Raw genomic sequence first — 2,791 nt, 5'->3', positions numbered from 1 at the left:
ACGACCGGCTTCCGAAGGTTTCAACGTCTTCTGAAGTTACGGATTCAGGTTATATACTTCTGTTGATTTTTATGCAGTTTGATAGCTGCTATTACAAGGTCTTTATCACCTCGAATCCGTTGGCTGACATATTTCAGCCCATCCTTCACCACGGCTTTGCTGACCTCTTTTTTAATAGCCGAAAGGGACTGACTCGGTGGAACAAGAAACGTCAGCTGGTAATCGCGTGTTGGTTTGAGAATATAGTATGCGTCTCTGAAGCGGTCATAAAAATCTTCAAACGGTGGAATAGGGTCGTCATTGGTTTCTAACAATGATAAATGATGGATCAGCTCCGTGCGAATGTCTTCACTCATCTCATCACTCCTTAATATCTCCCACAGACTGTCCTTCGGTATTTTCTTGTCAATGACTAATTTCCTGAGCGCCCCTAATCGGTTGGCATAATGAACAAACTGTTGAAGGTGGTTGCTTAATAACTCGCAGAAAGCGGGTCTAAAAGTAAGGCGGTCAATCTGCAGATAAGATATTGAGAAAAGACAGTGTTGAAAATTGAATTCATCAGTTTCTATCGTAACATCAGGATTAAGGCGTTGCGCAAGCAAGTTAAAATCCCAACGAGATTGTTCCAAAATAACTGCTTTATGAAAGACTATATCGAGACCATACATAGCATCCAACACAATCATCAGTTTTTTAAAAGCAGCCTGCATGTCTTCACGTGTTGTCATTCCTGAATATTCGACAATTAATTTACGCGCCACAGGATTGCAAGCCAGTTTCATGGCAGCAGCATTTTCATCCAGTTTGATCGCTTTCAGCAGCTGTGCCAGAAACCACACACGCTGAAACTTGCCATTGTAATATGCTGCATCAAACTGGTCAGAAAATGTCAGCCGCAAGGTTCGTCCCTTGCCACCCTCTGCGTGTTCAAGTAATTCGACAAGGCCCAAATGCCCCCCTAAATTCAGATTAACGATCAATGCATCATCCATACTAATGACAGTCGTTTCATCCGCTAACTGTCTGATGGATTCCTTGACGGACGTGCTCAAAAATGGTGTCCTTTCACCCGACTTGCCCGGAGTTGTGCAATCAACATAGGTGATGTTATTTTTGAAGAATGACCTTTTCCTGACAATCTCCTTAGATTTCCTGCCCTGATCCGACGCCAAAGTGACCGGTGCCAGGGCTTCTACGAAGCGCTGATGCAGCGCAAAAATCAGCTCATGGACACTTCGGACCCGTTCAGCCTTAACAGGGTCCAGTGCCTGAAGACAGGATTTCAGCTGATGGCAGTCTGACACCCACTGACGAAAAGTTCCCCGATATGCCTGCCCTTTTTCAGCGGCTTGCATTGGCAGAATGATTCTATTTAACCCTGCCTGGATGGTCTGTTTCAGTGCTTCAAACCGGTTAATCAGTTGCGGTAACTCTTTCCTTTGTGGCGATAGATCACCGTTACCCGCCAGACTCAGGAAGGCCCCATACCCATCCAGCAGTGCTTCAGCCCCACCAACCAGTCGATTTACGCTGTCCTGAGTCTTTGTCAGTAGCTCTGACCGTTGTGGCGACATACTCAGTTTTACCGGGTTTGCCAGGCAGTCCAGTCCGCCGCCGGGAGCAAAAAAAGCCAGCAGGCGGGCATTTTGATCCGAAAGCCATTGAAAAGCACTGGCAACATGAAGGAATGTGCCTTCAGGTGGGGTCAAATCATCCCGGACGGCCCCTGCTAACAGTACATCAGAAAATGCAGTGGACAGGCTTTTGTGACTGGCCAGTTTTCCGGTAAGGTCGCCAGCAACGATAAAGGCTCCGGGCTCATCGTTAAAACGGGCACATGCCAGCGTCACCTGTTGACCAGCCTGAGCGGCCAATGCCGCAAACTGTTCACCGACCCGCATCAACGTTATGTTTTCCTGTTTCAGGAGGATCGCTACATGATCGTTGAATCCTGCTTTGGCCAGGACAAACCCCCCTGCCCGTTTCAGGAATTTTGGCTCAAGCATCCAATCTTCAGTGTGGTCAGCCAGGACAATGGCTCCGCGGGGCATGGAGTCTGCCTGTTGTCGATTGGCCAGCCAGAGTGGTCCGGTGCAGAAGCCTTCGCTAATACCCACACCAATGGCCAGTGTCTCTTTGGATTCAGGCAGGGGCATGGCAAATACCATATCGCCAGAGAGCCGGGTAACAGGGCGAGCCTGCAACAGGCGCAGGCGACCCTTGCGATTGATGGCAAACTCCACCTCCACGGGGCAGAGCAACCGGTTTTCCAGCTTTGTCACTATCTTTGTGATTTTAGCGACCATTCTATCAGTGAGTCGCCGCACGCCGTCGTTTGATTGGGCATCGGCAACAGCAATTCTTGTTTCCGAATAGCCGTTATGCTTTTTTTCCAGGATAAAGTGGCTTGAGATCGTCCCGGGGAAGTATTGAGAGCGGCCAGCTTCTTTTTTGCGATCCTCACGAAAAATATCGATGCGGTGAGGTGTGTTACCGGACTGCCCTGCCACTGCGCCTCTGGGTTGACCCCGTGTGAACTCAAGCCTGATGGTATTATCCCGAAAGGATTGAAAGCTCATGCCGACCCCGCCAGATTGGCAGTCAATGCACTTCTGGATAATCAGCGCCATGGGTTGCGGCAAGCCTGCGGGGCAGAGTTCAGGCCGGTAACCTGAGGCCATAACCTCAAGACAGGTACGCAAAACATCGTCTTCTCCCTGAACTAGCGAGAGATATTTGCCCGCCTGGGCATCGCCGTAGTTATCTTCATTGATGCCGGAACTGCGGA

At 49.3% G+C, this 2,791-nt stretch carries 1 protein-coding gene; it reads right to left on the bottom strand.

What is annotated here, in order from left to right:
• Positions 1-44: 44 nt before the first annotated feature.
• On the bottom strand, positions 45-2,791 hold a 2,747-nt coding region (locus KDK14_RS12425), incomplete at its 5' end, for a PEP/pyruvate-binding domain-containing protein (RefSeq protein WP_257265449.1).

Origin of the sequence: Endozoicomonas sp. ONNA2 (assembly GCF_024606365.1) — a bacterium.
In the GTDB taxonomy this organism is placed as follows: domain Bacteria; phylum Pseudomonadota; class Gammaproteobacteria; order Pseudomonadales; family Endozoicomonadaceae; genus Endozoicomonas.
Note: the sequence above shows the minus strand (reverse complement) of the source record. Positions and strands in the feature narration are given on the sequence as shown.